Annotated in this window: 22 protein-coding genes; 5 read left to right on the forward strand and 17 right to left on the reverse strand. The window is 60.7% G+C overall.

Features of this window, described 5'->3' with window-relative positions; translation table 11 throughout:
- The first annotated feature begins 9 nt into the window (after positions 1–9).
- Positions 10–228 carry a CcoQ/FixQ family Cbb3-type cytochrome c oxidase assembly chaperone gene (locus AB1J88_RS08150; protein ID WP_096797626.1) on the forward strand — a complete coding sequence of 73 codons (219 nt, stop codon included), beginning with the start codon at positions 10–12 and terminating at the stop codon, positions 226–228.
- Between the two features lie 112 nt (positions 229–340).
- On the opposite strand, the gene AB1J88_RS08155 is transcribed toward AB1J88_RS08150, so the two are convergent.
- Positions 341–832 carry a hypothetical protein gene (locus tag AB1J88_RS08155; RefSeq protein ID WP_041072660.1) on the reverse strand — a complete coding sequence of 164 codons (492 nt, stop codon included), beginning with the start codon at positions 830–832 and terminating at the stop codon, positions 341–343.
- A 205-nt stretch (positions 833–1,037) separates the two neighbouring features.
- Between AB1J88_RS08155 and AB1J88_RS08160 the strand changes: the two genes are divergently transcribed.
- The gene (locus AB1J88_RS08160) at positions 1,038–1,730 is read left to right on the forward strand and encodes an aspartate/glutamate racemase family protein (RefSeq protein WP_430290729.1); all 693 of its coding nucleotides are present in this window, start codon (positions 1,038–1,040) and stop codon (positions 1,728–1,730) included.
- A 19-nt stretch (positions 1,731–1,749) separates the two neighbouring features.
- On the opposite strand, the gene AB1J88_RS08165 is transcribed toward AB1J88_RS08160, so the two are convergent.
- The 15 genes from AB1J88_RS08165 to AB1J88_RS08235 form a co-directional block, all read right to left on the reverse strand.
- A complete protein-coding gene (locus tag AB1J88_RS08165) occupies positions 1,750–2,259 on the reverse strand; it encodes a GNAT family N-acetyltransferase (RefSeq protein ID WP_430290730.1) in 510 nt (169 codons plus the stop codon).
- A 176-nt stretch (positions 2,260–2,435) separates the two neighbouring features.
- The gene (locus AB1J88_RS08170) at positions 2,436–3,416 is read right to left on the reverse strand and encodes a LysR family transcriptional regulator (protein WP_430290731.1); all 981 of its coding nucleotides are present in this window, start codon (positions 3,414–3,416) and stop codon (positions 2,436–2,438) included.
- 165 nt (positions 3,417–3,581) lie between these two features.
- Complete coding sequence (locus AB1J88_RS08175) at positions 3,582–4,529, reverse strand: peptidylprolyl isomerase (RefSeq protein ID WP_430290732.1); 948 nt, start codon at positions 4,527–4,529, stop codon at positions 3,582–3,584.
- Positions 4,526–4,996 (reverse strand): YbjN domain-containing protein, encoded by a 471-nt coding sequence (locus tag AB1J88_RS08180; protein ID WP_430290733.1) that lies wholly within the window; start codon positions 4,994–4,996, stop codon positions 4,526–4,528. Before AB1J88_RS08180 ends, AB1J88_RS08175 begins: the two co-directional genes overlap by 4 nt.
- A gap of 21 nt (positions 4,997–5,017) precedes the next feature.
- Positions 5,018–5,647 carry a DNA repair protein gene (locus AB1J88_RS08185; RefSeq protein WP_430290734.1) on the reverse strand — a complete coding sequence of 210 codons (630 nt, stop codon included), beginning with the start codon at positions 5,645–5,647 and terminating at the stop codon, positions 5,018–5,020.
- 18 nt (positions 5,648–5,665) lie between these two features.
- Positions 5,666–7,363, reverse strand: a complete 1,698-nt coding sequence (locus AB1J88_RS08190; RefSeq protein WP_430290735.1) for a putative porin — start codon at positions 7,361–7,363, stop codon at positions 5,666–5,668.
- A 39-nt stretch (positions 7,364–7,402) separates the two neighbouring features.
- Positions 7,403–8,107: an energy transducer TonB family protein gene (locus AB1J88_RS08195; protein ID WP_430290736.1), complete on the reverse strand. Its 705-nt coding sequence runs from the start codon at positions 8,105–8,107 to the stop codon at positions 7,403–7,405.
- A 3-nt stretch (positions 8,108–8,110) separates the two neighbouring features.
- A complete protein-coding gene (locus tag AB1J88_RS08200) occupies positions 8,111–8,536 on the reverse strand; it encodes an ExbD/TolR family protein (protein ID WP_127646955.1) in 426 nt (141 codons plus the stop codon).
- Between the two features lie 11 nt (positions 8,537–8,547).
- Complete coding sequence (locus tag AB1J88_RS08205) at positions 8,548–10,347, reverse strand: DUF2341 domain-containing protein (RefSeq protein ID WP_430290737.1); 1,800 nt, start codon at positions 10,345–10,347, stop codon at positions 8,548–8,550.
- A gap of 12 nt (positions 10,348–10,359) precedes the next feature.
- On the reverse strand, positions 10,360–11,958 hold the full coding sequence (locus AB1J88_RS08210; RefSeq protein ID WP_430290738.1) for a ShlB/FhaC/HecB family hemolysin secretion/activation protein: 1,599 nt from the start codon (positions 11,956–11,958) through the stop codon (positions 10,360–10,362).
- Between the two features lie 57 nt (positions 11,959–12,015).
- Positions 12,016–12,627, reverse strand: a complete 612-nt coding sequence (locus tag AB1J88_RS08215; RefSeq protein WP_430290739.1) for a transposase — start codon at positions 12,625–12,627, stop codon at positions 12,016–12,018.
- Between the two features lie 355 nt (positions 12,628–12,982).
- A complete protein-coding gene (locus tag AB1J88_RS08220) occupies positions 12,983–13,426 on the reverse strand; it encodes a hypothetical protein (protein ID WP_430290741.1) in 444 nt (147 codons plus the stop codon).
- A gap of 465 nt (positions 13,427–13,891) precedes the next feature.
- Complete coding sequence (locus tag AB1J88_RS08225; protein WP_430292675.1) at positions 13,892–15,100, reverse strand: DSD1 family PLP-dependent enzyme; 1,209 nt, start codon at positions 15,098–15,100, stop codon at positions 13,892–13,894.
- Positions 15,101–15,174: 74 nt separating this feature from the next.
- Positions 15,175–16,503 carry a D-arabinono-1,4-lactone oxidase gene (locus AB1J88_RS08230; protein ID WP_430292676.1) on the reverse strand — a complete coding sequence of 443 codons (1,329 nt, stop codon included), beginning with the start codon at positions 16,501–16,503 and terminating at the stop codon, positions 15,175–15,177.
- Positions 16,504–16,579: 76 nt separating this feature from the next.
- A complete protein-coding gene (locus AB1J88_RS08235) occupies positions 16,580–16,933 on the reverse strand; it encodes a c-type cytochrome (RefSeq protein ID WP_430290743.1) in 354 nt (117 codons plus the stop codon).
- Positions 16,934–17,280: 347 nt separating this feature from the next.
- Here AB1J88_RS08235 and AB1J88_RS08240 point away from each other — a divergent pair, with 347 nt between their 5' ends.
- The 3 genes from AB1J88_RS08240 (at position 17,281) to AB1J88_RS08250 (ending at position 21,962) form a co-directional block, all read left to right on the forward strand.
- Entirely contained in the window at positions 17,281–18,906 is a 1,626-nt protein-coding gene (locus tag AB1J88_RS08240) for an NADP-dependent glyceraldehyde-3-phosphate dehydrogenase (protein ID WP_041072629.1), read from the forward strand.
- A 46-nt stretch (positions 18,907–18,952) separates the two neighbouring features.
- Positions 18,953–19,993: an FUSC family protein gene (locus AB1J88_RS08245; RefSeq protein WP_222019390.1), complete on the forward strand. Its 1,041-nt coding sequence runs from the start codon at positions 18,953–18,955 to the stop codon at positions 19,991–19,993.
- A 79-nt stretch (positions 19,994–20,072) separates the two neighbouring features.
- A complete protein-coding gene (locus AB1J88_RS08250; protein ID WP_430290744.1) occupies positions 20,073–21,962 on the forward strand; it encodes an acyltransferase family protein in 1,890 nt (629 codons plus the stop codon).
- Here AB1J88_RS08250 and AB1J88_RS08255 read toward each other — a convergent pair.
- Positions 21,949–22,845, reverse strand: coding sequence for a DMT family transporter (locus tag AB1J88_RS08255; RefSeq protein ID WP_430290745.1), 897 nt, complete (start codon positions 22,843–22,845; stop codon positions 21,949–21,951). The genes AB1J88_RS08250 and AB1J88_RS08255 overlap by 14 nt on opposite strands.
- Positions 22,846–22,982: the final 137 nt, after the last annotated feature.

Raw genomic sequence — 22,982 nt, forward strand, 5'->3', positions numbered from 1 at the left:
CTGAAGAGGATGGATATTTTCTTGAATGTGCTGGGCGTGGTGTTTCTGTGGCTGGCGGTGGAGTACTGCCTGCGCCATCAGACTTCAGAGAGCCTCGACGATGCGAGCATGGTGCCGTTTGCCGATGATCCGGAGGTGGCACGGCGGGTGGAACTGGCCACCGGCAAAACCGTGAAAGCGGTGGCGCCGGAAGAGGCGAAACCGGGCTGGATCAACCTCGACATGTAATCCCCCGCCCCGTGTAGGAGCTGCCGAAGGCTGCGATCTTTTGATTTTGATTTTCTAAAAACAAGATCAAAAGATCGCAGCCTTCGGCAGCTCCTACAGGGTTTGTGGCGGGTCAGGCGCGGTCGCGGGGAATCAGGCTCTGCAACTGCTGTGCAAGAAAATCCGCATCAAACACAAAGGTGTCCGGATCCTTCAGGCCATTGGTTTTGCGCCACTGCCACTCGCCGCTCGGTAATCCCACCAGCGAAATGCTGCCATAGCGCGCCGCGGTCAGGCCCATCACCGCCAGAGAAATCTGCCCGGCGCTGCCCATCACGTCCGGCACGAATTCCACCATTTTGCCGGCAATCACGATGCTCAGTTTTTCGGTGTTGAAGGTCGAGGTTTCCACCGGCGTGCTCGGCCCGAATGCGACGTAAGCTTCGCGGCTCACCTCCAGCAGGTTCGGTGCCTGCACCGGTTCCAGCCATTGCTGGATCTGGCCGAACAGTTCGGTGATGCGGCTGGCCCAAGCCTGCGACTGGGTTTGGAACAGTTGCTTCTTGTGCGCTTCACTCTCGGCATAGTGACGAAGCATTTCGCCCAGTTGTTGTACGTCGTTCATCGGTACGTTCCTCGGAGAGAGCCTGCGAGAGTCGATAGTGACAGATCGGCGTACCGGCGTACGTTTAACCTCGAACGTCGACACCGTGACACTTGGCAAATGGATCAACGGTACAGTTGCTTTGTACTGGCATCCGTCGTGCAACCGATGGACACTCGGCCGGAGCCCGACTTTTCCAATACGGGCCATTGAACGAGGAATTTCAATGCGTACCATCGGCTTGATCGGCGGCATGAGCTGGGAATCCAGCGCTGAATATTATCGACTCATCAATCAACAGGTCCGCGACCGCCTCGGCCCGCTGCGCTCGGCGCAAATCCTGATGTACAGCGTCGACTTCGGCCCGGTCGAACAGGCCCAGCACGCTGGGCGCTGGGACGATGCGGCGGCGATTCTGGTGGATGCCGCACGCAGGCTCGAGGCCGGCGGCGCCGAATGCGTGGTGCTGTGTACCAACACCATGCACAAGGTCGCGGCGCAGATTCAGGCAGCGATCAGCATTCCGTTCCTGCACATTGCCGAACCGGCGGCGCAGGCCGCGCTGAATATTGATGCGCACACGGTCGGTCTGCTCGGCACGGCGTTCACCATGCAGCAGGATTTTCTCAAGCAGCGGCTGATTGCTCAGGGTCTGACGGTACTGGTGCCGGACGACGCCGAGCGCAAGGACGTGCACCGGATCATCTACGACGAATTGTGCGTCGGGGTGATCAGTGACGAATCACGCAAAATCTATCAACGAGTGATCGAAACGCTGACCGCGCGCGGTGCCCAGGCGATCATCCTCGGCTGCACGGAAATCGGCCTGCTGGTCAAACCCGAACACAGCGCCCTGCCCCTGCTCGACACCACCGAGCTGCATGCGCAGGCGGCGGTGACGTTCGCGCTGGGTGACTGACCCCACAGGATTTTTTGGCTTATCGACGGCGCAGGCGGGCCATGCTCAGCGTGTCGACCCATTGCCCGTCGCGCACCGCGTAGTCACGGAACAGGCCTTCGTTCTCGAAGCCGAATTTGCGGTACAGACCGATGGCCGCCTCGTTGTCGGCGTACACCGAGAGTTCGACCCGATGCAGGTTCATCCAGTTGTCGGCGACGTCCAGCGCCGCCGCCAGCAGTGTCGAACCGACCCCTTTGCCTTGCCACGCCACGGCGACCGCCATGCCGACACTGCCGGCGTGGGCGCGGCGGATTCGTGAATAGTTTTCCAGGCCAAGATTGCCAATGACCACACCCTCATGCAGCGCCACCAGTTGCACCACCCGTTCGTTGTCTGGCGCAAGGCGTTTGCGCCAAACCTCAGTGGACTGAAACGGCATCTGCAACACCTGCCGGGTCACGACCGGATCGTTGTACAGCGCGGTGATGCCCTCAAGGTGCGACTCATTGAAGCGTTCGATTTTGATGGCGGGAGCGTGCTCGGGCATGGCGGATCCTTCCTGGATCGATGGGTAGCCGATTACTCTAAACTGCTTGTTCAAACACATACAAACTGTAGGAGCTGCCGCAGGCTGCGATCTTTTGATCTTGTCGTTTAAAAGCAAGATCAAAAGATCGCAGCCTGCGACAGCTCCTACAGGGAATGGTGTGTCGGGGGATTGGGTCAGGTCTGAAACCATTCCTGGCGTTCGTTGAAGGTGTGGTGGATGAGTTCGACCAGCGTGCGGACTTCTTCTATCGCCTGGGATTCAACGTTGACCGCCAGCCATGCCTGCAACTGCATCGGCTCGTCAAACAGCCCTGGCAGCGCGATCAACCCGCGATCGAAGCGGCTCATGTACGCCGGCAGCAGACCGATGCACGCGCTGCAGCGGATCATTTCCAGCATCAGCTCGTAAGACTGCATCTGCACCACACCGGCCAGACGCTGTTCAACCAGCTCATTCCACGGCCGAAAACTGTCGATCTGCCGGTCGTGCTGCCATTGCACCAGCATGAAATCGCTGAGGTCGTCGGCACTCGCCGGGCGCGCGGTGACGCGGGAATAGCGTTTGGCGATGTGCGGCAGGTAGTCAAGCCGCGCCAGCGCCTGTGGCTGGCTGGTGGCAAAGGTCGGGCCGGGACTCGGGGCTTCGCCGTGGGCCAGCCACAACACCACATCGGCACTGACCGCGCGCAGCGCCAGTTCGCTGTCCAGCGCAATGATCTCCAGACGCACGCTGGCATTGCGCCGCAGCAGTGCGATCAGGTCACGACCAAGGATGTCATGCAGAATCGACTCGGCGACGGCCAAACGCACCAGCGGCTGCTCTACCACCGGCAGTTTGCGTTCGTGGGCCAGCGCAACCAGTTGCGCCTGCAACTGCTGACCTTCACGGGTCAGGCTCAAGGCGCTGCCTTGAAAGCTGAACAGCGCGTGCTGCAGCGTTTGCTCAAGCTGCGCCAATTGTTTGCGCAGCAAGGTCGAGCGCACGTTGAGGCTGCGCGCCGCCTGCATGAAGCAACCGCAGCGAGCACTGACCAGAAAATATTGCGCGACCTCGGCATCGATGGTCGCGGCTTGCGCCAGCCACGGCTCGCGCTCGCCCTGCGCCCAGCGATAGTCGGGGCTACCCTGTCGTCCTGCGGGTTCGGTGAATGACATCGATGACTCCCTGTCGATCTTTGTTGTTGATGCTTCCGGCGCGGCATGGAACGTCTGAACCGGTGAAGATCCTGTGGGAGCTGGCTTGCCAGCGATGGGGGACTCACATCCAGCCCCTGTGTTGCCTGACACTCCGCCATCGCTGGCAAGCCAGCTCCAACAGGGTTATTGGTGGGTTTCGAGGACCTTGTTCAGCTCGGCCCCGTCGATACTCAGCGTCGCGGTATTGAGCATCCCGTCCAGATACGCCTGGGCAATCTGCTCCTGGCGTTGCGCACGCAAGGCTTGAGTCAACTGATCGCGCAGTTCGTCGAGGGTCGCAGTACGTGCCGGTTGCTGTTCGGTGAGTTTGATCACATGGAAACCGGCTGCACTCTGCACCGGCTCGGACACCGCACCGACCTTCAATTTCGCCACCGCACCCCGTACTTCCGGCACCAGTTGCTGCAACGGTTGCAGCCCGGTGTCGCCGCCGCGTTCGGCGGTCAGGCGATCCTGCGAATACTGAGTCGCCAGCGCGGCAAAATCCCCCGGCGTGCCCTGGGCTTTCTTGCTTAGCTCGGTGGCCTGCTTGCGCACGGTATCTGCGCTCTGGGCATCCGGCACCGCGAGGAAAATCTGGCTCACCCGATACAACGCCGGAGTCTGCCAGTTGCCCTTGCCAGCGTCATACGCCTGCTGCAACTCGGCCGTACTCGGATAGTCCGCCGGCACCGTGCTGACCGAGCGCAGGTAATCGCGAAACACGATCTGCTCAGTGGCCGCGCGGGTTTGCCGCACCACGTCCGGACGCTGCGCCCAGCCCTGAGCGTCGGCCTGCTCCAGCACGGCTTTCTCCGCCAGACGGGTACGAATCCAGCGCTCCAGTGCTTCACGGTTGCCGCGCAGTTGCTCGGCACTTGCCGGTGGCAATGTCGCCAGCAATGCCTGCAACTCCTGTGGCGTCACCTGCTGATTGCCCAGCCGCGCCACGGCCGGCCCCGTAGCAACCGCCGCCAAGGGCGACGATTGCTGGGCGGCAACCGGGTCAGTGCCCGGTCGCAGCACCAGTGCCACGGCTACCATCAACAGCGCCACTGCCCCGGCGCCGATCACCATGGCAGGCTTTTTCACAGCGCGACTTCCTCTTGTTCGGCGACCGCGACTTTGGCTGTCGAGGCTTGCGCGGCCTGGGTGAAATCACGCAGATAGACGATGAATTCCTGCAGCAAACGGTCCCACAGCTCCAGGCTGCCACGCAGGTGATCGATGCTCACACCCGCCGCGACCACCACGTCCATTTCCATCACCAGAAATTCGCCCTGCAATGACAACCGGGCAAAACGCCGGGTGGCGTTCCACTGCTCGGCCACACCTTGTGGCAACTCACCTTGCACCCGCAGCGCGCAACTGAAGGTGAAATCGACGTAGCTGCCCTCCTCCACCGCCGGGTTGCCGAAACGCACGGCATAACCGATGCCCTGACTGGCGCTGAGCAACTGCACGATGCCGTTCTGTTCGGTCTGGTTGACGCGATAACCGGCCGCTTGCAGGACTTCGGTCAGGGATTGCGGGGACACATGGCTGATCAATTGAGTCATGACTTCTTCCTTGTTTGTTAATCAATGCGCGAGCGCGGCTCGCGGCGCGTCGAATTGAGTCTTGTAGAGCTCGTCACCGAACCCCTGGGCCAGTTCATCGAACTTGACCCGGGCGCTGCCCGCGAAGGGCTGGCGGATCTTCATCACCTCGGCGACATCGATGTTTTCGTAGGCGCTGAGGATCTGTTTGGCGACGCCGTACATCTGCTGATTCTTGACTGAACATTGCTGCACTTGTGTGTCACGTTCAGCCAATTGCGCTTGAAGCTTAGACCGTTCTGCCTCTTTGGCACGGGCCATGACCAGCAACTCGTCGTAGGCCTTCTTGAACTTGCCGACCTGTTCGTTACTGGCGGCGACTTGCGCTTGCGCCTGACTGTGCAGATTCTGCTGCTGGCCGGCCAACTGTTCGGCCACGCCTCTGGCCTTGGCCAGTTCAGCGGTCAATTGCTTGATCTGCGCCTGCGCGGCCTTGGCCTCATTCTGCGCCGCCAGTTGCGCGGCGCTGGCCTGGGCCTGCTGGCTCTGCAGGGCCTGCAATTGCTGGGTGGTGCTGCGCAACTGGGTGCGCAGACGCTCTTCCATACCTTCGGCATGCGCGCCGTGTGCGATGAAAAAACTCAGCCCCAACAGTAAAACTCGTGCGTGCATGACCGTACTCCCGGCGCCTTAGAAGCGCGTGTTGATCTCAAGCTGCAAGACGTCGATGTCGAACGGCGCACCGTACACGGCTTCGGTGCTCATCCAGCGGCCGGTGGCGTAGACGTTCTTCGCCAGACCGTAGTTGCCGCCGAGGATATAGCCCTTGGCGTTGGTGCCGCCGAGGTGGAATGACGAGTCGTTGAAGCCATCAGGCAAGGCGTCCGGCTGGATGTACTTGTAGCCGGCGAACAGGTTCCAGTCGCCCTGCTTCTTCAGGTCCAGCGCGTTGCCGAGGGTGAACTGGACCATCCACGCATTGGCGCCGCTTTGGATCTCGCCGTTGCTGTTGAGGTTGTTGACGATCTGCCCTTCCGAGCGTTTGCGCATGTCGCCTTCGTCGTAACCGAGGTTGTGGATGTAGTTGCCCTGGCTGCGCAATTTGAAGTCTTGTGGCAGATCGGCGTCCCATACCAGGTTCAGGTCCAGCAGGTTGAATTCCGAAGCAAGACCAACGAATTGCGGCTGCGGCGTGGTGGTCGGGTTGGCCGGGTTCGGCGTGATGTCGCGCAGCAGGAACACGCTGTTGCCCTTCTGCATGAACGCCGCTCGAGTGCCGTCGGTGTCGCAGCCCGGAGCGCCGGCCCACGGTGCGCAAGGGCTGGAGCGCTGGCCCTGAATATCGTCGAAACGGTAGTAAGCCAACGCGCCCTTGAGGCGGTTGTTGCTGTTGATTGCCCACTGGGCGCCGAGCTGCGCGCCGTACAGCCACTTGTTGTCGCTTTCTTCCTTGTCGAAGCCATTGCTGGTGCTGGTGTCGTTGGTGTAATCCACCGGGAACGCACCGACGGTGCCGAACACACCCCAGTCGCGGTTGAGCTTGTGGTCGAAAATCGCCGCCACACCGTCGAAGTTGAGGTCGTTGGAGTACAGCATGTCGGTGGACATGAACGGGTTGGCGAAACGCCCGCCGGTCAGGGTCAGCTCATCGGTCGGTTTCCAGTTCAGGTAACCCTGATCGAGCCAGATGTCTTTCTTGGCGAAACCGCCGCCGAGGTTCTGCGTGGTCGACACTGGGTTGTTGTCTGAGCCGGTGCCGATGCGGATGCCGGCGGTCCATTCTGGCGAGATCACCGCTTTCATCCCTAGCCGCGCGCGCAGCCGGAACAGGTTGGTGCGGTCTTCACGGGTGTTGAGCAACGGCGGCAGGTTGGTGCTGCTGTTGGGGTTCACGTCGTACGGGCCGTTATTGTTGAGTTTGGCGAAGTCGACAATTTCGTTGCTGTTGCTGCCCGAGTAGTAGCGCGATTCGTCACGCAGACGAATGTCGCCGTCGAAGCTGATGCGCGATGCCCAGTCCGGGAAGGTGTTGGGCGCGGCCCAGTTTTCCTGCTTGGCGGTGGCCATGACTTCGGCCTTGACCTGATCGCGGATCTGGTCGCGTACCGCGGCCGGCACATACTGCACGCGCACATCGCCCGGTGCCGCCACCGGACCGGCTGCGACCGCTGTCGAAGCCGCTGCCTGTTTGGCCTGAGCGGCTTCGTTCTGCGCCTGGGCGATCAGCGCATCGGCCTTGTCCTGTTTCAGAATGCCCTGCTCGACCAGCAAGCGGATCAGATTGATCGTGGCGTTCTCCGAGGGCGCAGGCGCTGCCGCGGCCTGACCGACCAGGGTCGCGATGACCATGCCGACCGCCAGGGACAATCGATTCACGTTGGAAATCATCTGCACACAACTCCTTTTCATACAGCTTTATGAATTCGGTTAACCCGGACGCCGCCCTTGCAGGGACAGGCGCACAGGCAAGGTGATGGAGGCCGGTGGCCGTTCGCTCAGATGGGGCGCGTTACGCAATGCGGCCAGCACCTGAGTGTCGATCTCGGGCTTGCCGCTGGACTTGACCAGCTCGACCCGGGTGATTTCGCCGACGCTGCTCAGCCAGACATCGGCCTGCAGCGAAAACGCGAGGTTGCGCAGGTCCGGGTTCTCGCGCAGCAAACGCTGGAAGGTGAACGCGAGGAACTGGCTGTAGGTGCCGGTACCCAAGCGTCCGCCACCCGCTCCGGCCATGCCGCCGCCCTTGCCGGCGCCGATGTTGAAAGCGTCATTGCCGCTCTGGGCGGCGCCGTCGATTTGCATCGGGTTGGCCAGATCGTCCGCCGGTGAAGGCGGCGCCTCCTCCTCGGGCTTGACCTCTTGCGGCTCGGGCGTTGGCTCGGGCTCGACGATTTTTTCTTCCACCGGGGTTTCCGGTTCCGGCGGTTTTTCTGGCGGCGGAGGTGGCGGTGGCGGCAATGGAATGATCGTCGGCACCTTCGGCGCTTCACGGCGGATGCCGCTCATGTCATTGGCCCACTGCCACAGGCACCACGCGGCGAGCGCGCCGAGCAGCAGCCCGGCGCCCCACTTCAGGTAACGCAACGGCGAGCGCTTCACCGGCAGTGGCTCAATCGGGAGTTGTGCGGTCATCACTCAGCCCTGCGTCGGTTTGCCGGTCACCAGACCGACCTGAGACAGTTCGAGCCGGCGCAACAGATCCAGCACTTCGATAACCTTCTGGTACTGCACCGTGGCGTCGCCGCGCACGATCACCGGGAAGTCCGGGTTCTGCGCCTTCTCGATGCGCAGGCGCTCCTCCAACTCGGCGAGGGTCACCGGGTAGGCGTCGAGGAACACCTGGCCGCCGTCGTTGACCGAAATCGCCTTGGTCTTGGCCTCCGACAGCGACACTGAAGCGCTGGCTTTGGGCAGGTTGATCTGGATCCCGGAGACCTGCGCCGTGGCGGTGAGGATGAACATCACCAGCACCACCATCAGCACGTCCACCAGTGGCGTGATGTTGATGCTGTCCACCGCTGCATCTTCGTCATCGTCGTGGGAGGCATTTACGGACGCCATGGCAATGCTCCTCAGGCCGGTACGGAGTGGTTGGCGTGATGGCTGCGCTGATGCGCCGCTTCACTGGACTGACCTTCACCGTGCATCTCCGCCAGACGGGTAATGAACTCGTCGACGAACACGCGCATGTCGGCGCTGACTTCCTTGTTACGGGTGATCAGGCGGTTGTAGCCAAACAGCGCCGGGATCGCGACAAACAGGCCCATGGCTGTGGCGAGCAACGCCGCCGCCATGCCTGGGGCGATGGCATTGATGTTGACGTCGCCGGCCATGGCGGTGCCGAGGAACACCACCATGATCCCCAACACGGTGCCGAGCAGGCCGATGTACGGACCGCCAGCGATGGCGTTGGACAGGGTCGAGAGTTTCGAACTGAGGGCCTGGTTCTCGCGGGTGCGCACGCCGTCCATCGAGCAGCGAATGGCTTCGATGGTCGCGGCAGACACCGAAGAGGTATCGGCGCCCTGCTCGCGGCGAGTACGGATTTCCTTGACCGCCACCGAGTACAGGCGCCACAGCGGCGAGTGCTGCAGACGCTGGGCCAGTTGCGCGTCGTCGGCGAACATCTCCAGGCGCGTACCGACCTTGGCGAACTGCTCGCGGAAATCCTCGTTGGCCTTGCTCACGCGGCTGAGGGTGCGGTTCTTGCGCAGCATGATGATCCACGACTGGAACATCATCAGCACCAGCACGGCGATGATCACCCAGGCGTCCACCGGTACCGCGTTGAGCAGGAATCCGAGGCTGCCGAAGCCGAAACCGGACTGTTCTTCGTCAACGCCGTAAGTCACCAGTTTCGACTCGGCACCTTGGGAGGTCGCATCAGCCAGCAGCAATGGGGCCGGACGCGCGACTTTCGACAGGCGCAGTTCGTCGATGGCGCCCACGAACGGCTGGTATGGGCCTGCGGCCAGATCGCCGCCAACCGCCATCACTGAATTGAACGCCGGCATCGCTTGTGCGAGGGTCGCGCCCTCACGACCGTTGATGTACAGGCTGACTTTCGAACCTTCGGCGGTCAGCGCGACGTGCTGCCATTGGCCGGGATTCAGCGCCTGAGAGGCCACCGCGCGCTGGCCGTCGATCTCCACGAACGGCACGCCTTGATTGACCCCGACCAGCAGACTGTTAGCGCCTTCGCGACGGGCCAGAATCAGTTGCTCGCCATTGGCCTGATCCAGCCGCAACCAGGCACTGAAGGTGAACGCGCTGCCAGCGCTGTGCTGCAACGACGGACTGGCCGGCAGCAGCAATGGCTGACTGCTGAACTGCAAGGCGCGACCGACCACACCGTCAATCGCCGCGCCAGTGGCGCTTTGTGCAGTGTTGCCGTAGGCGGTGGTGTCTTTGGCCGGGGTGCCGGTGGCACCGTCGAAGTGATACAGCGCGGTGTAATTCGGATCGAAGGTCAACTGGCCGTTGCCGGTGGCCGGAGCCTTCTGGTTGCCGTAGTACATCCAGATGTCCTGACGCTGGCTGCCCTCGACATTCGGCACATCGATCCAGATCAGCGCCATGCCCATCAGCGCATCGAAGCTTTCGATCTGGTGGTTGAGGACTGTCTTGTCATCGGCGGCAACGAAGCGCAGATCCGCGCCGTCTTCCTTGACCCCGTCGAAGGTGAAATTGCCGGTGTGCAGGCGCACCAGCAGCGCAGTGCGGCCCAGGGCCTGATTGATTCCGGCGCCCTGCGGCGTGGTGTCGACGGCGATCTGTTTGCGGTAATGCCAGTCGTCCTGCCACCAGGCCTGCGCCGTGGCCGGGAGCACGAAGCCCAGGCAGATCAACAACGAAAGAATGAGGCGCTGCATGAACGTGCTCCTTTAGAACGTGGCTTGAAGGTTGAAGTGCAGGCGCGACGCCTGCTTCGAGGTGTTCGGCCCTTCGAGTAGCGGGTAGCCCCAATCGAGGCTGCCGGACAGCCATTTGCTCAGGCTGGCGCGGGTGCCGAGGCCGACGCTGGCCAGGGCGTAACTGGCGTCCTGATCCGGCAACTCGTCGCGCAGATACAGTTGCGCGCCTTCAGCAAAGGCGTAGAAGCGCCATTCCTGCATCCAGCTGCCGGCGTATTTCGCCAGCGACGGGGTACGCAGTTCCTGACTGAGCAGCACGCCGTCATCGCCGGTACGTTCCGCCGCCAGATAGCCGCGCACCGAAGTAGCGCCGCCGGCGGAGAATTGTTCGTTGGAGACCAGTGGCCCCGACGCCAGCTGGAACGCGCCTTTGCTCGCGCTCTGCCAGTCGTTGTCGAAGGTCCAGGTGAAGGTGCTGTCGCCCTTGACCACCGCGAAACTCGGGTTGGCGCGGTAGCGTTTGTAGTCGAAGTCTTCGTCGGAACTGCCGTAGCCGAAGATGCTGCGGGTGGCCGCGACCAGACTCAGGCCGAGGCCTAGCTGGCTCTTTTCGGTGTAGCGGAAACCGTTGTAGGCGAAGGTGAACGGCGCGTATTTCAGCGGCACCTTGTCGCTCTCGCCGGACAGGGTCAGGCGTTCGTCGAAATCCTTGAAGTCGATACCAGCCGACAGCGAGTTCGACCAACTGCCGCTGGATGGCAGCGTGTAGATCGCCGACACCCCGTAGGAGTGCCCCTTGCCCAATACGTTACTGCCGCCGATGGTTGCGACGTTGCTGTCGGACTGATAACCGGAGAACTGCACGCTCCAGCGCTCGCTCAATGGCGCGGTGTAGGAGCCCGACCAGACCTTGGCGTTGTCGGTGTCCTGCGGCGCGGTGAAGTACGTCAGGTTGATGCTGTGGCCGAGTTGCCAGAGGTTGTTGTAGCCGAGGCTGGTCACGGCGCGCAGCTTTTCGGTGTCGGCGCTGTAATCGTTGTTGAGGCCGACGCTGGCGCTCCACGGGTTCTGGTCTTCGACCTGCAAGTCGACGTCCATGGTCCCAGGGCGCTGGCCTTCGCGCACCAGCGGCATGACCTGGCGCCCCGGGGTTTTATTGAGCTGCGCCAGTTCGCCCTGGACCTTGGCGAAGTCCGGCACCTCGCCTTCTTTCAGGGCCGGGACGTTGTCGCGGATGTCCAGCGGCGAATAGTGTTTGGCGCCGACCACACGCACGCGGCCAACCTTGGTTTCGCTGACTTGCAGATAGACGATGCCGTCGGCCACCGCTTGCTCCGGCAACTCGACGAACACCGATTGGTAGCCGCGCTGCTGATACGCCTTCTGCAAGGCATCGCGGGCGCCCTCGATGTCAGTCATGGCTTTTTGCGGGCCGAGAAACGGGTACACCGCTTCTTCAATCGCCCGTGCGTCGAGCACGGTGTTGCCGCGCACGAAGTATTCGTTGACGTCCACCAGACGCTGCGGCGCGGCGCCTTGGGCAGCCTCTTCGGCGAATGCCGGTTGCGCGCCGGCCGTCACCAGCAGCCAGGACCACAGCGCCAGCCGTGACGTGAAAATCTGATCCACACTACCCCCTGAATTCGCGATGACCTGTTGGCGCTGTTGCGCGCCTTGTGTGTTGCGTCAGTTGCTGACTGTCGAGGCACCGCTGTGCTTGCCGAGCCAGGTGTGCAACAGCGCGAAGTTCAAGGAGAACTCGGGCATTTGCAGCAAGGCACCGCAGAACACTTCGCCAATGATTTTTTGAATGAGCAGCACCGCACGCGGCTCGTTGAGCAGCGTGGCGATGTCGCGACTGAGGACGTTGAAACTCCAGACTTTCTGATTCAGGCCAAGACCGACGAACCAACGGAACAGCAGGTTGTAATTGAGTTGTTCATACAGTTGCTGCTCGCTGGGCACCGAATACAGGAGTTGCAGGAGCAGGATGTGCATGACGGTTTGCGCGGGGATGAGCATGCCGGGCTCGGCATTGAGTTCGTGCAGCAGGCCTTGGTGAGCGTCGAGCAAGTCGTCGATTTGCGGGCGCAGCAACACCAGCGAATGGCCTGGCGGAATGTAGCTGGAGACCTCTTTCAAGGCGCCCTGCCAGTCATCCTGTGAGACGATCCAGACCCACGGCGCGCCGTAGCGATACACCGACACCGGTTTCTTGCGCGCCGCTTCGACGATCTTCGACAGGCGCTGATCGAGCTCCTGCATGCCCACTTTCGAGTAGCGTTCCATAGTCCCCATTGCCTCACTCCCGGCGTCCCGCCTCGGCTTGTGAAAAGCGCCCCGTTGGGCCCCTCAAGCGCGTTACATAGGCATGACCGGACTGGCTATGTGCTACCGAACTTTTGTCATGAAAGCTTCATTATTGGAGTTTTGCTGGTGGGAGGGCTCAGGTGTAAGTAAATCAAAGTGCTGGAGCGAGCCTGCTCAGAAAGCGGTCTGCATCGGCTGACACACCGTAATGTTGAGCATTTGGTTTAAGAATATTGCCATTTAAAACGGTGCCATCTAAATGACAACCAACCGAGATGACACCGATAACTTTCACAGCCTGAATTTTTAATATTACCGAAGGCAGTAACTTTCAACGACAGCGCTATATCGCCTTCAAATAAAACCATCCGGTAATTTTGACAATTTCCGGGCCTGGTATGGGGAGCGGATTTCCTATTAAACGCCCCGCAATGTCAACCCGGCCCAATGTTCGGCGAGGTGAGTCCTGATACGCCAACGTGACAGTACCGCTCTCGGCGATAAACTCATAACTGTGCCATTCAGAATAGTCGTGGTACGTGACACGCTTCAGTTGTCTGACGTCGTATTGTTTAAAAACAGGTTTATCAGGGAATTCCAGAAAAAGGAACCTTGTCGGCGGCATGTGTCCCGGAGGATCGTCCGCGATTCCGATCTCGAAACCAATGCCCATATCCCGAAGATAGAGATCACGTTGCTCGATATGTCCGGATCCTTCCACGTCTACTTCAAATGTACCCGCTGCATCTGATTTGGCTTCAATGCGCTCTTTATAATCGCTTTTCATAGCTATTCACCTTCATTGATAAACTATTCAACGGCACAACTTTTTTAAAATCATGCGGTCGAGGTTATTTATCACAGAGGGTAAATTTTCTTCAACTGTCAAATCTGACAGTTGACAAGGAAAATATTTTAAATGTGAAAATAGAGATCGCAAGCAACATGAAAGATCAAACCATCCATGCACAGTGACTACTTCCGTCCCCAGCCCGATTTTATCTGCTTCATACCCAGATCAAACATTCCAACCACCTTTTTGACGACAGGGCAATAAATATGTCTGCGCCATCCCAGTCACACTTGCCTTTATACAAATAGTCCGGAGAGTTATCCGAGCTTTCAGCAGTGAAAGCCACCGCATCAAAATGCTGACTACGATCAGAAAACCTCAAATAAAAACTTTCAGTCTTCCAATCACTGTCAATAATCGCGCAAGCCATTAAATCACCTGCAATTATCGAAATCGATGTCAGGAATAAACAGGCCAATTGGTGATGATCTTGCCCTTACGCACCGCCAATAAATCACCAAACTGCAATAACACCGCTTCAGTCTGGGTCGGGCGCAGGAACACTTGATCTTCGACGGTCAGGCCGACCGCGTCAGAACCGTTGACCATTTCCTGATTCGAACTGCGGCCATACACGCCGTTGCTCTGTAGTCCGGTCGGTGATTCGAACTCGGCCATCCAGTTGCCGCCGTAAATGAAAAAGGTCTGGCGCTGATTGACATCCCACCACGACAGCAGCTTCGACTGGTCATCCAGCGCCGGGATGTTCACCGCGCCGGTGCTCTTCAACACCGGGGTGGCGATGTAGGTCGCCGGCACATGGTCAACCAGCGAGGGCAGGTCGTAATGCGTCGGTTTGAGCATCGCCGTACCCACCGACACCTCGGTGCTCAGTGTCTCGTTTTCGTGGATGCGGTAGCTCGGGCTGCCGGCGGTGTTCAGGCACAAGTGGTCATTCCATAACGCCGGAAACTGCTGGCGAGTGAAATCCACGCAGCGCTGATAAATCACCATCACCTTGGCGAACAGTTCCTCGGGCGAACCGAGTATCCCGGGCACGCCCATGCCCACAAACGGGTCGTAACCCATGAACCCGGCGAACACCAGGTGCTGCGGGTTGGCGCTGATCAGCGCGAGCATCTGCCCCAACGCACTTACATCACTGACCCCGCCGCGATGCAGGCCGACATCCAGCTCGATGTTGATCCGCATCCGTGTGCCCAATCCCTGCGCCAGCGCCAGGTATTGCTGCAGACGTTCGGGGTTGTCGATCAGCCATTGCAGTTGCTTCGTCGGGTCGAACGGGCCTTTGTGGGTTTGATAGAACAGCTGTGCCGAACACACCGGCAGCGGCTTGCCGAGCAGGATGTCGGACTGGGGAAACGTGACAGCGTCGTGATTGAGGAACGGCTGGTGAAACGACATGAGCTTTTGCGTCCCGGCCCGTTGCGCGATGTAGCTCAACAGTCCCGGTGACGGTAGAGATTTCTCCACCAATCGCAATTGCTTGCCGCCGCGTCGCACCGACTGCATGACCACGTCGATGTTGTGGTCGAGCCGATCCAGATCGATCAAAAGCACCGGACGCATTGGGCCGTGGTCTTTCAACTCTTTATTCAGGGCGCGGAAATACTCGCTGTACGGGCCGCCGTGATCGCCCGGTCGCAACCAGGCACCGACTCCCAGCAAGAAGGCGCCAACGCCCACGGTGCCCAGCATGAAATTGCGTCGATTGACCGCCATCAGTTCACTCCCAGAATTGACGACAGATGCGCGTTGAGAAAACGTCCGCGCGGGTCCAGTGCCTGGCGTACGTCGACAAACTCGCGCCAGCGCGGGTACAGCGGTTGCAGGGTGCGCGCATTGAGCGTGTGCAATTTGCCCCAGTGCGGCCGACCGTTGTACTTCCAGAAAATCGGTTCGACCGCGGCGAAGAAGTTGTGATGGTCCATCTGATAATGCTGGTGCACCGAGATCGAACAGCTGTCGCGGCCCTCGAACATGCTCAGTGGAATGTCGTCGGCCTTGACGTAGCGGTACTCGATGGGAAACCAGGTGCGCAGGTCCTTGTCCTGAATCAGCTTGAGGATTTCGCGCAGGCAGGCCGGGCCGTATTCGGCGGGCACCGAGTACTCCATCTCGTTGAAGCGCACGGTGCGCACGTTGGCGTAGATGTCGAACGAGTCACCGACCCGATCATCGAAACTCGCCAGATGCCGCAAGCTGTTGAGCAACGAGGTGCGCAGACCGGGGAAGTCACTGCCGTACTTGTCGATCTTCTCGATCAGGGTCACGAACTCGTTGCCACCCTCCTCCTCGGGCGGGATCGGCGGTGTGGCCGGGTCGCCGGTTTCGTTGAGGGCGATGGACAAGGCGTAGTCGGAATGGGTGACCACGAGCATCTCCCAGTGCTGGTTTTCGCGGGTGTTCTTGTCCAGATCTTCAAGCAGCTCTTCGGTCCTGGCGATCCACTGGGTTTCCCGCAGACGATACGCCGGACGGTTTTGCAAGCGGACTTTAGTGGCAACACCCAACGCACCAAGGGATACCCGGGCAGCGTTGAATACGTCCGGATGACGCTGGCTGTCGCAGTCCAATACCTCGCCACTGGCGGTCACCAGCTGCATCCCGCAGACGTGCGCCGAATAAGACTGAAAGTTTTTGCCGGTACCGTGAGTCGAGGTTGAAATGGCGCCGGCGAGGGTCTGGTAATCGATGTCGGCCATGTTTTGCAGGGCCTGGCCGATGTCCTTGAGCGGCTTGCCCATACGCGACATCGGCGTGCCGGCGGCGAATTCGGCTTGCAGGGTTTTCGGGTCGTGATCGAGCAGACCGTTGAAGTAGCTCAGTGACAGCAACGTGCCGTCGGTGGGCACCAGCGCACTGAAGGAATGCGCCGAACCGACGGGACGAATCTTGCCCGGTGCCTGTTGGATGACTGCGGTCAATTCGTCCAGATTCTTTGGTGCTATCCGCGCCGCAGGCAGGCAACTCTGCCCGCCCGACCAGTTGCGCCAGGGAATCAGCCGTGGCGCGCGCATCAACTGGCCCAGCGCCGGATTGGAAGCCAGCGCACTGAACGCGCCGACGATACTTGCCCGTTGCAACAACTGACGGCGTGTCAGATCCATGCTCATGCGCGCGCCCTTATTGTGGGAGGGGCTGGTCGGCCATGAAGCCGATCAGCTGCAGGAATTGTTCTTCCGAACACTCGACGCACTGGCCCATCGGCGGCATGCCGTTGTAACCGTTGATGGCGTGATCAAGCAGGGTGTCGGCGCCCTGCCGCAGGCGCGGTTCCCAGGCCTTGCGGTCGCCGGTCAGCGGCGCGTTGGCGGCCGGGTTAGCGTGGCACAGCTGGCAGCTGTTGGCGTAGATCTGCGCCAGTGTCGGATCGGAGGGCGTGGCGTTGTGAGTGGTCGCCGGCGGTGCAGCTTTTTCGCCGCAGCCGCACAGGGCGACAGACAGCGCCAGCAATAAAGTGAGTGGGATTACCCGCATAACGATCCTCGCCTGGGTAGCGCTTTTTGTTGTGATCACACCTTAAGGCAGGCACGGCAGCGGGTTGAGGGCATTGCGGGACAACGAGGGGGGCATCCGGGGCCACACCGATGCCCTCTGTAGGAGCTGCCGCAGGCTGCGATCTTTTGATCTTGACCTTCAAAAGCAAAGTCAAAAGATCGCAGCCTGCGGCAGCTCCTACAGAGATTGGGGTGAGCATCCCGCTCTGTTCCGCCTCTCTGCGTGACATTCGCGTGACATTCACGGGTTTAAATTCCCGCGTATTCAGGCGTATAACCTGTAAAGACTTTTTGATCTGCATACGGACATCAATACGGGGTAGCGACATGACCACAGCAAACATCCTTGGCAACCTGTTCCCATCTGTCAGCGACATCCCGGAAAAATACCGCCTCGACGGTCAGGTCGAGCAACGCGAATACCTCGTCGATGGCCAACTGCGGCGCTGGGACGGCCCGCTCGCCACGGTGCGCAGCCCTGTGTACCTGCACGGCGAGAATGGCGATGAACAAGTGATTCTCGGCAGCACCCCGCTGCTGGATGCCGACACCGCCCTCACCGCCCTTGATGCCGCCGTGCGTGCCTACGATCGCGGTCAGGGCCTGTGGCCGACCATGCGCGTGGCCGAACGCATTCAGCACGTCGAAGCGTTCCTCGGGCGTATGCGCCAGCAGCGCGAAGCCGTGGTCAAATTGCTGATGTGGGAGATCGGCAAGAACCTCAAGGACTCGGAAAAAGAGTTCGACCGCACCTGCGATTACATCGTCGACACCATCAACGCGCTCAAAGAACTCGACCGCCGCTCCAGCCGGTTCGAACTGGAACAGGACACTCTCGGCCAGATTCGTCGCGTGCCGCTCGGTGTCGCGCTGTGCATGGGCCCTTACAACTATCCGCTGAACGAAACCTTCACCACGCTGATCCCGGCGCTGATCATGGGCAACACCGTGGTGTTCAAACCGGCCAAGCTCGGCGTGCTGCTGATCCGCCCGTTGCTTGAAGCGTTCCGCGACAGCTTCCCCACCGGCGTGATCAACGTGATCTACGGCAGCGGCCGCGAGACCGTCAGCGCGCTGATGGCCAGCGGCAAGATCGATATCTTCGCCTTCATCGGCACCAACAAGGCCGCCAGCGACCTGAAAAAACTGCACCCGAAACCACACCGTTTGCGCGCCGCGCTGGGTCTGGATGCGAAGAACCCGGGCATCGTCCTGCCCGAAGTCGATCTGGACAACGCAGTCAGCGAAGCGGTCACCGGTTCGCTGTCGTTCAACGGCCAGCGCTGCACTGCATTGAAGATCCTGTTTGTGCATGAGGACGTGGTCGACGCCTTCATCGAAAAATTCAACGCCAAACTCGCTACGCTCAAGCCAGGCATGCCGTGGGACAGCGGCGTGGCACTGACGCCGCTGCCGGAGTCGGGCAAGGTCGACTACCTGCACGGTCTGGTGGCTGACGCGCAGAGCAAGGGCGCACAAGTGGTCAACCCCAATGGCGGCGCCAGTCGCGAGTCGTTCTTCTACCCCGCCGTGCTGTACCCGGTGACGCCGCAGATGCGCGTGTACAACGAAGAACAATTCGGTCCGGTGGTGCCGATCGTGCCGTACCGCCACCTCGATACCGTGATCGATTACGTGCTGGAGTCGGACTTCGGTCAGCAACTGAGCCTGTTCGGCACCAACCCGGTGGCGATCGGCCGACTGGTCGACACCTTCGCCAACCAGGTCGGGCGGATCAACCTCAACGCCCAGTGCCAGCGCGGCCCGGACACCTACCCGTTCAACGGGCGCAAGAACTCCGCCGAAGGCACGCTGTCGGTACACGATGCACTGCGGGTGTTTTCGATCCGCACACTGGTGGCGACCAAGTTCCAGGACAGCAACAAGGACCTGATCAGCGAAATCATTCGCGGCCGCGATTCGAGCTTCCTGACCACCGACTACATCTTCTGACGAGGACCTTGCACTGAGCACCTTCAGCACCCACCGACTGCCACCGCTGTTGCGGCGAATCCTGCGTCCGTTGCTGGACCCGTATCGCCGCTACCAGCACGCCCGACTGATTCACGCGGTGCGGGTAGCGCTGGGTCTGCTGGCAACCATCCTGCTGACCACCGGCATCAACCTGCCCCACGGCGAGTGGGCGTCGGTGACCATGCTGGTGGTGATCGGCGGCCTGCAGCACCACGGCAACATCGGCAAGAAAGCCGCCGAACGCGCCACCGGCACCCTGATCGGTGCCGGCGTCGGACTGGTGCTGGTGGCGCAACAGGCATGGCTGGGCCTGCCATGGCTGACGTACTTTGCCATGGCGGTGGTCTGCGGATTCTTCTCCTATCACGCCATCGGCAAGGGCGGTTACACCGCCCTGCTTTCGGCGATTACCGTCTTCATCGTTGCCGGACATGGCGACAACCCGATCACCGACGGCTTGTGGCGCGGGGTCGACATCCTGATCGGCATCGCCCTGGCCCTCGCCTTTTCCTTCGCCCTGCCGCTGTACGCGGTGTATTCGTGGCGCTACAACCTGGCCGATGCCCTGCGCGATTGCGCCACGTTGTACGGGCGAATCATCAGCGGTCAACCGGTCAGCGCCGATGAACATCTGAAGCTGATGGGCCGGGTGACCACAGTGATGGTGCAATTGCGCTCGCTGATGCCTTCGGTGTCCAAGGAAGTGAAAATCTCCATGACCGAGCTGGACGCAATTCAACGCAACCTGCGGATGTGCGTCAGCACGCTGGAGATCCTCGGCAACACCCGCCCGGATGCCAACGACCCCGACGCCATGGCGCACCTGCAGTCAGCGCTGCGGGCCGAGCACCGGGTGATCCGCGTGCAACTGATCGGCATGGCACGGGCCCTGAAGTCCGGCGCCACGCAACGCCTGCAGCGACCGCTGGAATTACCGGACGCCAGTCTCGACACGCCGGTCTACAGCACGCTGGACGGTTACCGGTTACTGACCCGACAACTGGCCGCGAACATTGGCGAGCTGCGCCAACGCCTGGCGATGACGGCGCCGCGCTGGAACATCTGAATCAGCGGAAAAATCCATGTAACAAAGCCGACATCATCACTACAATGCGCCGCACAACAGATGTGACATGGACGCATAAATGCAATTCAGGAAGAGTATCAACGCCCTGCGGGCACTGGCCGTGCTGTCGGTCGTGCTGTTTCATTTCAAGGTGCCAGGGTTCGAGGGCGGGTTCGTCGGCGTAGACGTATTCTTCGTCATCTCCGGCTTCCTGATGACCGGCATCATCGTCAATGGCGTGCAGCAGCAGAACTTTTCCCTCCTCGGTTTCTACGCCTCCCGCGCTCGCCGCATTATTCCTGCCCTGCTGGTCCTGTGCGTTGCGCTGCTGATCTTCGGCTACTTTTATCTGCCGCTGGATGACTTGCGCGAAACCATCCGTACGATCAAGAGCAGTCTGCTGTTCAGCTCGAACTTCAGCTTTGCCCAAAGCGGCAATTACTTCGCGGCGCCGCTGCATGAAAACTGGTTGCTGCATACCTGGTCGCTGTCGGTCGAATGGCAGTTCTACCTGCTTTATCCCGTGCTGATCATGGGGCTGCACCGGTTCTTCGGCACCGATAAAACCCGCTTTGCCTTGCTGGTCGTGGCGCTGATTTCGCTGCTGGCGTCCATCGTCGTGACCCCCGTCAACCCGACGTTCGCCTTCTACATGCTGCCCACCCGCGCCTGGGAAATGATCGCTGGCGGGCTGGTTTTTCTGTTTCCCCTACGATTGAGCCAGCGCGGCGGCACGATTTGCGAAGGATTCGGCCTGCTGGCGATTGCCGTCAGCGTGCTGGTTTTTTCGGCGGCGGATCTGTGGCCGGGCTACCTGGCACTGGTGCCGGTGCTGGGGACGATGTTGGTGATTCACGGCAATACCCGGTCGGTGTTCAGCAGCAATCCTGCGCTGCAATTTGTCGGGAGCATTTCCTACTCGGTGTACCTGTGGCATTGGCCGCTGGTGGTGCTGCTGTACTTGTGCGGGCTGTTGACCAGTTGGCCACATGTGATCGGCGCGATCATAGCCTCGTTCACGCTTGGCACCCTGTCCTTCTACATGGTTGAGTCGAAGGTGAAGAAAGGTACGACCGCCACACGCACAGTAATCAAGTTCGCGTCGCTGACGGTGGGTGTGGTTGCCGTGTCGGCAGTCACGTCGTCGCTGGTAAAGCAGCATCCCGACTGGCGCCCGGCACTGGTCGAATTTGGTCAGCCGGAATACACCAGCAAGCTGTATCCGCAGGAGTGCTACCCGAATGCCTATGCGGCGGCGGATTGCAAACTGGGCACGGGGGATGTGTCGGTGATTTTGTACGGCGACAGTCATGCGCAATCCACCGCAGCGGCGGTGCAGATGGACAACCCTAACGCAGCGCTGTCCTGGTCACGGGGCGGTTGCCCGACCCTGGCGCACTTCGCCATGCACGACAAAACCGTCGAAAGCCAATGTCGAGGCTTCAATCAGGAAAAGCTGCAACAACTGAAAACCGCGTACGCCGGCGTGCCGGTGGTGCTGTTCAGCCGTGCGGCGCTGTATGCGGATTCGGGCCGGGAAAACAGCTACCGGATTTCCTTTCCCGAGCGCCAGGCTACGTTTGCCGAAGCCTATACCGAAGAGTACGTCAGCACGGTCTGCTCGATCGCTGAAAACCATCCGGTGTATATCGTCAAACCGATCCCGGAAATGCCTTTCAGCGTCTACAAGGGTTTGAATCTGAATCAGCGGTTGTTCCGGCAAAACACAGACATTTCCTTACCGTTGCAGGCCTATGAGAAACGCAATCGCATCGCCATCAGCACCATCGAAGCTGCTGCCAGCCGCTGCAACGCGACGGTGATCGACCCGACGCCGTACCTGTGCCCCGATGGCCACTGCATGGGCTCCATGGACGGCGTCCCGCTGTACTTTGACGACAACCATCTGGTGGATGCCGGCAATCAGCAGTTGAAAGGACTGTTCCGCGATGTGATCAAACCGATCTGAGCTGGCGCCGGGCTTTCAAGCCCCAGCCCTGTTGCATTCCGGCGGCGGCCAGCAGAATCGCCGCCACGCCGACCCATTGCAGGATTTGCAGGCGATGGCCGAAGGCAAACCAGTCGACGAAGATCGCCGCAATCGGGTAGATGAACGACAGCGCACCGGTCAGGGCGGTCGGCAGTTTCTGGATCGCGCCATACAGCAACACGTACATCAGGCCAGTGTGAACGATGCCCAACGTCACCAGGCTGGCCCAGGCTCCGCCGGTCTGCGGCAGACCGTTGAAGTGCGCGAACGGCGCGAGCAACAGCACTCCGGTGCAGACCTGGATCAGCGCGATCAGATGCGGCGGCGTGCCGGTCAGACGCTTGATGATCAGCGCCGCGATCGCGTAGAGCAACGCCGCGCCCAGCGCCAGCACAATCCCCAGCAGATATTCGTGACCGCTCTCGCCCTGCCCGCCGTGGGCGCTGACGATCGCCAGCATGCCGAGAAAGGAAATCGCTAGCCAGAACAGCTTCTGCAAGGTGATTTTCTCGCCGAGAAACAGTGCCGCCAGGCCAACCAGCATGAACGGTTGTACGTTGTAGACCGCCGTGCCGATGGCGATAGAGGCACGGGAATACGAGCCGAACAACAACACCCAGTTGCCGACAATCGCCACCCCGCTGAGCACCGCGAGCAGGAACGTGGTGCGGGTCAGAATGCCCGGACGCAGGAAGCCGAACGCGGCACAGATCAGCAGCAAGGTGCCGGCGCCGAACACGCAGCGCCAGAACACCACGTCCAGCACCGGCTGCCCGGAGACCAGCACGAACCAGCCAATGGTCCCGGAAATCAGCATGGCGGCGGTCATTTCCAATGAGCCACGGCGGATTGAGTTGTCCATCATCGATCTCCCTAAACGTTTGACGAAAGCGTGGCCAAAGTATGCCAAGCAGGCTCCCTGCGCCTCCAGCGCAAAAAGCAGGCTAAACTCGGTTTCTACCTTTTTTATCGCGGGTGGTTTCCCGTAAATGCCTTATG

It is taken from the genome of Pseudomonas sp. S8, assembly GCF_050473925.1.
In the GTDB taxonomy this organism is placed as follows: domain Bacteria; phylum Pseudomonadota; class Gammaproteobacteria; order Pseudomonadales; family Pseudomonadaceae; genus Aquipseudomonas; species Aquipseudomonas parakoreensis.

Excerpts from the sequence above, each read along its gene's own strand:
- AB1J88_RS08165 (WP_430290730.1), bottom strand. The coding sequence starts at position 2,259 with ATGCCCGAGCACGCTCCCGCCATCAAAATCGAACGCTTCAATGAGTCG.
- AB1J88_RS08195 (WP_430290736.1), bottom strand. The coding sequence starts at position 8,107 with ATGACCGCACAACTCCCGATTGAGCCACTGCCGGTGAAGCGCTCGCCG.
- AB1J88_RS08200 (WP_127646955.1), bottom strand. The coding sequence starts at position 8,536 with ATGGCGTCCGTAAATGCCTCCCACGACGATGACGAAGATGCAGCGGTG.
- AB1J88_RS08190 (WP_430290735.1), bottom strand. The coding sequence starts at position 7,363 with ATGATTTCCAACGTGAATCGATTGTCCCTGGCGGTCGGCATGGTCATC.
- AB1J88_RS08180 (WP_430290733.1), bottom strand. The coding sequence starts at position 4,996 with ATGACTCAATTGATCAGCCATGTGTCCCCGCAATCCCTGACCGAAGTC.
- AB1J88_RS08155 (WP_041072660.1), bottom strand. The coding sequence starts at position 832 with ATGAACGACGTACAACAACTGGGCGAAATGCTTCGTCACTATGCCGAG.
- AB1J88_RS08250 (WP_430290744.1), top strand. The coding sequence starts at position 20,073 with ATGCAATTCAGGAAGAGTATCAACGCCCTGCGGGCACTGGCCGTGCTG.
- AB1J88_RS08170 (WP_430290731.1), bottom strand. The coding sequence starts at position 3,416 with ATGTCATTCACCGAACCCGCAGGACGACAGGGTAGCCCCGACTATCGC.
- AB1J88_RS08205 (WP_430290737.1), bottom strand. The coding sequence starts at position 10,347 with ATGCAGCGCCTCATTCTTTCGTTGTTGATCTGCCTGGGCTTCGTGCTC.
- AB1J88_RS08235 (WP_430290743.1), bottom strand. The coding sequence starts at position 16,933 with ATGCGGGTAATCCCACTCACTTTATTGCTGGCGCTGTCTGTCGCCCTG.
- AB1J88_RS08160 (WP_430290729.1), top strand. The coding sequence starts at position 1,038 with ATGCGTACCATCGGCTTGATCGGCGGCATGAGCTGGGAATCCAGCGCT.
- AB1J88_RS08215 (WP_430290739.1), bottom strand. The coding sequence starts at position 12,627 with ATGGGGACTATGGAACGCTACTCGAAAGTGGGCATGCAGGAGCTCGAT.
- AB1J88_RS08185 (WP_430290734.1), bottom strand. The coding sequence starts at position 5,647 with ATGCACGCACGAGTTTTACTGTTGGGGCTGAGTTTTTTCATCGCACAC.
- AB1J88_RS08220 (WP_430290741.1), bottom strand. The coding sequence starts at position 13,426 with ATGAAAAGCGATTATAAAGAGCGCATTGAAGCCAAATCAGATGCAGCG.
- AB1J88_RS08150 (WP_096797626.1), top strand. The coding sequence starts at position 10 with ATGGATATTTTCTTGAATGTGCTGGGCGTGGTGTTTCTGTGGCTGGCG.
- AB1J88_RS08240 (WP_041072629.1), top strand. The coding sequence starts at position 17,281 with ATGACCACAGCAAACATCCTTGGCAACCTGTTCCCATCTGTCAGCGAC.
- AB1J88_RS08255 (WP_430290745.1), bottom strand. The coding sequence starts at position 22,845 with ATGGACAACTCAATCCGCCGTGGCTCATTGGAAATGACCGCCGCCATG.